The 5,134-nt window shown below is 54.1% G+C and carries 5 protein-coding genes; 4 read left to right on the forward strand and 1 reads right to left on the reverse strand.

Translation table 11 applies throughout. From position 1 onward, the window contains the following. Window positions 1-295 (forward strand): hypothetical protein (locus tag BLR64_RS26805; protein WP_208607243.1); only part of this gene is annotated, 295 nt, incomplete at its 5' end. Between the two features lie 23 nt (window positions 296-318). Here BLR64_RS26805 and BLR64_RS26810 read toward each other — a convergent pair. Further along, complete coding sequence (locus BLR64_RS26810; RefSeq protein ID WP_090719393.1) at window positions 319-621, reverse strand: DUF2627 domain-containing protein; 303 nt, start codon at window positions 619-621, stop codon at window positions 319-321. Between the two features lie 169 nt (window positions 622-790). Here BLR64_RS26810 and lpdA point away from each other — a divergent pair, with 169 nt between their 5' ends. The 3 genes from lpdA to BLR64_RS26825 all read left to right on the forward strand — a co-directional run bounded on the left by lpdA (window position 791) and on the right by BLR64_RS26825 (window position 4,447). Further along, on the forward strand, window positions 791-2,212 hold the full coding sequence (lpdA, locus tag BLR64_RS26815; protein ID WP_090719395.1) for a dihydrolipoyl dehydrogenase: 1,422 nt from the start codon (window positions 791-793) through the stop codon (window positions 2,210-2,212). A gap of 210 nt (window positions 2,213-2,422) precedes the next feature. Next, window positions 2,423-3,457, forward strand: coding sequence for a thiamine pyrophosphate-dependent dehydrogenase E1 component subunit alpha (locus BLR64_RS26820; RefSeq protein ID WP_090719397.1), 1,035 nt, complete (start codon window positions 2,423-2,425; stop codon window positions 3,455-3,457). A gap of 3 nt (window positions 3,458-3,460) precedes the next feature. Next, complete coding sequence (locus BLR64_RS26825) at window positions 3,461-4,447, forward strand: alpha-ketoacid dehydrogenase subunit beta (RefSeq protein ID WP_090719399.1); 987 nt, start codon at window positions 3,461-3,463, stop codon at window positions 4,445-4,447. Window positions 4,448-5,134 lie beyond the last annotated feature (687 nt).

The raw sequence follows: 5,134 nt of genomic DNA on the forward strand, positions 1-5,134 counted from the left end.
GGAAAGTGGCGCAATAAGAGGCACAAATGCCCTTGATTTCGGCAGAATGAGGGAAAGTGGCGGAATGAGAGGCAAAAATGCCTTTGATTTCGGCGGAATGAGTAAAGTAGGCAGAATGAAGGGCACAAATGCCTTTGATTTCGGCGGAATGAGTAAAGTTGGCGCAATGAGAGGCACAAATGCCCTTGATTTCGGCGGAATGAGTAAAGTTGGCGCAATGAGAGGCACAAATGCCCTTGATTTCGGCAGAATGAGGGAAAGTGGCGGAATGAGAGGCACAAATGCCCTTAATTGAGTAACGTTAGTGAATATATTAGCCTACAAGTTGCTCTTAGCCGCAGGCTGCTCCGTTTTCTGCTTCTCCCTGAACCGGGGGCCGACGTAGTTCTTCTTGCGGTCACGGGTCAGAATCCAGCCGCCAAGAAAGCTCATGCCCGCCGCGAACAGCAGCAGCCCGCCGCCAAAATGCAGCCAGGCAAACACAGGGGTTACACTGTCGTCGCCGTGCATGGAGAGATAATTGAAAATATCGTCCTTCATCATCAGGAAGCCCTTCATCGCCAGGAGTCCCGGAATGACGAGAATGATAATGGCAATGAAGCGTGAAATGATCAGTTTCATATCGGCAACACTCTCCTTGAAGCCTGTTGAATTCACCCATATGATAACGCTTCAAATGGCAAAAGTCCATGCCTATATGACGTTTGTAAGTTTTGTATTGAGCAGAAAAGGGAGTACAATGTAGGGAGCTATGCAGAACTTTTGAGTATTGACTGGAGGAATACATACAATGACAATTTCCTGTGACGTGGCTATTCTGGGCGGAGGAACCGGAGGATATGTGGCAGCGATCCGCGCTGCCCAGCTCGGCAAGTCTGTCGTCGTCATCGAAATGGACAAACTGGGCGGAACCTGCCTGCACCGCGGCTGCATACCGAGCAAGTCGCTGCTGCGCAGTGCGGAGGTATACGCTGAAATACAGGAGAGCGAAAGCTACGGCATTGAAACGTCAGGCGTGAAGCTGGTGTTCCCGAAGGTGCAGGCCCGTAAAGAAGCCGTAGTGGAGCAGCTGCACCAGGGTGTACAGTATCTGATGCGTAAAAATAAAATTCAGGTGGTAAAGGGCAAGGGGCGCATTATAGGCCCGTCGATATTCTCTCCGCGCAGCGGTGCGGTGGCTGTTGAGCTGGAGGACGGGGAGATGGAGACGGTAGTCTCCACCAATCTGATCGTGGCGACCGGCTCCCGCCCGCGTGTGCTGCCGGGCCTCAAGCCGGACGGCAAGGTCATTCTGAGCAGCGAAGAAGCGCTGACGCTGGAGGAGCTGCCTGCCTCGATGATCATTGTGGGCGGCGGCGTGATCGGAGTGGAATGGGCGTCGATGCTGGCTGATTTTGGCGTCCAGGTAACCGTTGTGGAAGCCGCAGACCAGCTGCTGCCGCAGGAGGATGGCGAGATTGCCCGTGAGCTTACAAGGCTGCTCAAAAAGCGTGGAGTCAAGGTGCTGACCGGCACGACCGTTGATCCGGAGACCAGCACCATTACAGAGGACGGGATCAGTATCGAAGCCCGCAAAGGGGAGCAGAGCCAGACGCTGTCTGCAGGCAAACTGTTGGTCTCAGTCGGCAGGGTAGCCAATACGGAGAATATCGGGCTGGAAAATACCGATATCCGCTTTGACAAAGGTGTGATCGAGGTCAATGCCAACATGCAGACAGGTGAGCCGCATATCTATGCCATCGGTGATGTGATCGGCGGACTGCAGCTGGCTCATGCCGCTTCCCATGAAGGCATACGTGCCGTAAATCATCTGGCAGGCGAGCCGCTTCATCCGTACCATGCCCATCTTGTCCCGCGTTGTGTCTACACACGGCCGGAAGTAGCCAGTGTCGGCTATACCGAGAAGGAAGCGCAGAACCTGGGGCATGATGTTGTCACCGGAAAGTTCCCGTTCTCAGCCATCGGCAAGGCGATTGTCCACGGGATGAAGGACGGATTCGTTAAGGTTGTTGCGGACCGCAGCAGCGGCGATATTCTCGGTGTACAGATGATCGGGCCGCATGTGACTGATCTGATCGGGGAAGCTGCGCTGGCGCAGCTGCTGGACGCTACACCTTGGGAGGTCGGCGAGGCAATCCATGCCCATCCGACCCTGTCGGAGATTATCGGGGAGGCCATGCTGGCCGTAGACGGCAGGGCAATCGGATTCTAAATATAAGCTATGGGGAATAAAAGGAATGCCGGAGAGAGCGGGCGCCGCAAGACGGGCGCAAAAAAGCTTTTTTCCGGCTTTTCCTCTCTTTTCTTTTTGCAGGGAAAGGGCGTATAATGTATTTAGTCTAGTCTTAGTACCTGGTTATAAGATCAGGTTAAAGGTGGACTATGACAGCATGCCAACAAAATTTTTAGGAGGTACCTCTGTATGGAATCTCAAGGTACTACTGCACACACGATTAGCCGACATAAACAGCTTGGACTGACAGACGGCCAGGTCATTGATATGTACAGATATATGCAGCTTGGACGGAAATACGATGAGCGCAGCCTGCTGCTGCAGCGGGCCGGAAAGATCAACTTCCACGTCTCGGGAATCGGCCAGGAGGCCGCGCAGGTTGCTGCTGCGTTTGCGCTGGACCGGCAAAATGATTATTTTTTACCCTACTACCGGGATTATGCCTTTGTGCTGTCCGTGGGGATGACTACGCGTGAGCTGATGCTGTCCGTATTCGCCAAGGCGGAGGACCCTAACAGCGGCGGCCGGCAGATGCCGGGCCATTTCGGAAGCAAGCGTCTGCGTATTGTAACAGGCTCAAGTCCTGTGACAACCCAGGTACCGCATGCAGTCGGCTTTGCGCTGGCGGCAAAAATGCAGAGGAAGAAGTTTGTTTCCTTTGTGACCTTTGGCGAGGGTTCCAGCAATCAGGGGGATTTTCATGAGGCCTGCAATTTCGCGGGAGTGAATAAGCTGCCGGTCATTATTTTTTGCCAGAATAACCAGTATGCGATTTCTGTTCCGGTTCACAAGCAGCTGGGCGGCAAGGTCAGTGACCGCGCGCTGGGCTACGGTTTCCCGGGTGTGCGTGTGGACGGCAATGATCCGCTTGAGGTCTACAGGGTAGTGAAGGAAGCTCGTGAGCGTGCACTGGCCGGCGAAGGCCCGACGCTGATTGAAGCGATGATGTACCGTCTGTCGCCGCACTCCACCTCCGACAATGATCTGGCTTACCGGACGAAGGAAGAGGTTGATGAGAACTGGAAAAAAGACGGCATTGCCGCTTTCCGGACCTACCTTATCGAGCAGGGACTGTGGAGCGACGAGCAGGAGCGTGATCTTGTTGCCGAATACAATCTGGAATTAAAAGAGGCTATTGCATATGCCGAAAATGCGCCGTTCCCGAAACCGGAAGATACGCTGCTGCATGTGTACGACGAATCCGGCCTCAAGGGAGGAGCATAAATCATGGCGATGATGGAATATATCGATGCGATCCGGCTGGCGATGAAGGAAGAAATGGAGCGCGATGAGTCGGTCTTTGTGCTCGGCGAGGACGTCGGCGTTAAGGGCGGCGTGTTCACCACCACCAAAGGGCTGCAGGAGCAGTTCGGGGAAGAACGCGTGATGGATACGCCGCTGGCCGAATCGGCAATTGCCGGTGTAGCTATTGGTGCGGCGATGTACGGCATGAAGCCGATTGCCGAAATGCAGTACTCCGATTTCATGCTGCCGGCGACCAACCAGATTATCAGTGAGGCGGCCAAAATCCGTTACCGCTCGAACAACGACTGGAGCTGTCCGGTTGTCATCCGCGCGCCGATCGGCGGCGGGATCTTCGGCGGATTGTACCATTCCCAGTGTCCGGAGTCGATCTTTTTCGGTACGCCGGGGCTGAAGATCGTAGCACCGTATTCAGCAGCCGATGCCAAAGGCCTGCTGAAGGCAGCGGTGCGCGACCCTGATCCGGTGCTCTTCTTCGAGAACAAAAAGTGCTACAAGCTGATCAAGGAAGATGTGCCGGAAGGTGACTATATCGTGCCGATCGGCGAAGCAAACCTGCTGCGCGAGGGCAGCGATATTACGGTGATCGGGTACAGCCTGCCGCTGCATTTTGCGATGCAGGCGGCGGAGGAGCTGGAGCGCGAGGAAGGCGTTACCGCGCACATCCTGGATCTGCGCACGCTGCAGCCGCTTGACCGTGACTCAATTATCGCCGCAGCCCGTCAGACGGGCAAGGTGCTGATCGTCCACGAGGACAACAAAACCGGCGGCATCGGCGGGGAAGTGGCGGCAATCATTGCGGAGCACTGCCTGTTCGAGCTGGACGCGCCGATCTTCCGGCTGTGCGGCCCTGATGTGCCGGCGATGCCGATCAGCCCGCCGATGGAGAAGTTCTTCATGCTGAGCAAGGATAAGGTGAAAGCAGAGATGCTGCGGCTGGCGCAGTACTAGGTGCAGGGACGCGGGTTGATGTGATAAGGGTGAATGGTGGAAGGTAAATTGAAGGAAACACATCATGCACCATGGCAAACGCATTTCCGTGTCCGCGGGAATGTGTAAGCACCTGCCCAATGGGTACTCTGCGGAAATGCGTAAGCAGCTGGCCAATGGGCACTCTGCAGAAACGCGTCACCAGCTGGCCAAACGCCAACCCGCGAATACTCTGGCACCTTCTCAAACGCCCACCGTCTGCAGATTAGATGGATTTTCGCCACTTATTTTCGACTAACTAGGCCTTAATGAGGATTTAGGTGGAAAATCGTCATCTAAATTCGTCTGTATGTGGCTTTAACGGTGTAATGTGAGCTTTTAGGTGGCGTTTTTCCTACTAATTTGGTTTTGCGGACGTTTAAGAATGATTTAAGTGGTGAAAATCCAACTAGGTACGTTACTGTGCCGGTTATACTTATGTTTTTTGACGGAACCTTGGTCATACAGGGAATCCTTTACTTAATTAATATCCTATGCACATGCTTCCGGGCCAAGGGCGGGACAATCTTAAGGAACACAGGCTTACCAAACTTGAGCGTATGCTTTCGAGGCAAGTTTTGTACGAAGTAATCCCAGGAAGTATATGCTTACAAAACTTTGAGCGTATGCTTCCGAGGCGAGTTTTGTACGAAGTAATCTCAGGAAGCA

The organism is Paenibacillus typhae (assembly GCF_900099765.1).
Lineage (GTDB): Bacteria > Bacillota > Bacilli > Paenibacillales > Paenibacillaceae > Paenibacillus_AQ > Paenibacillus_AQ typhae.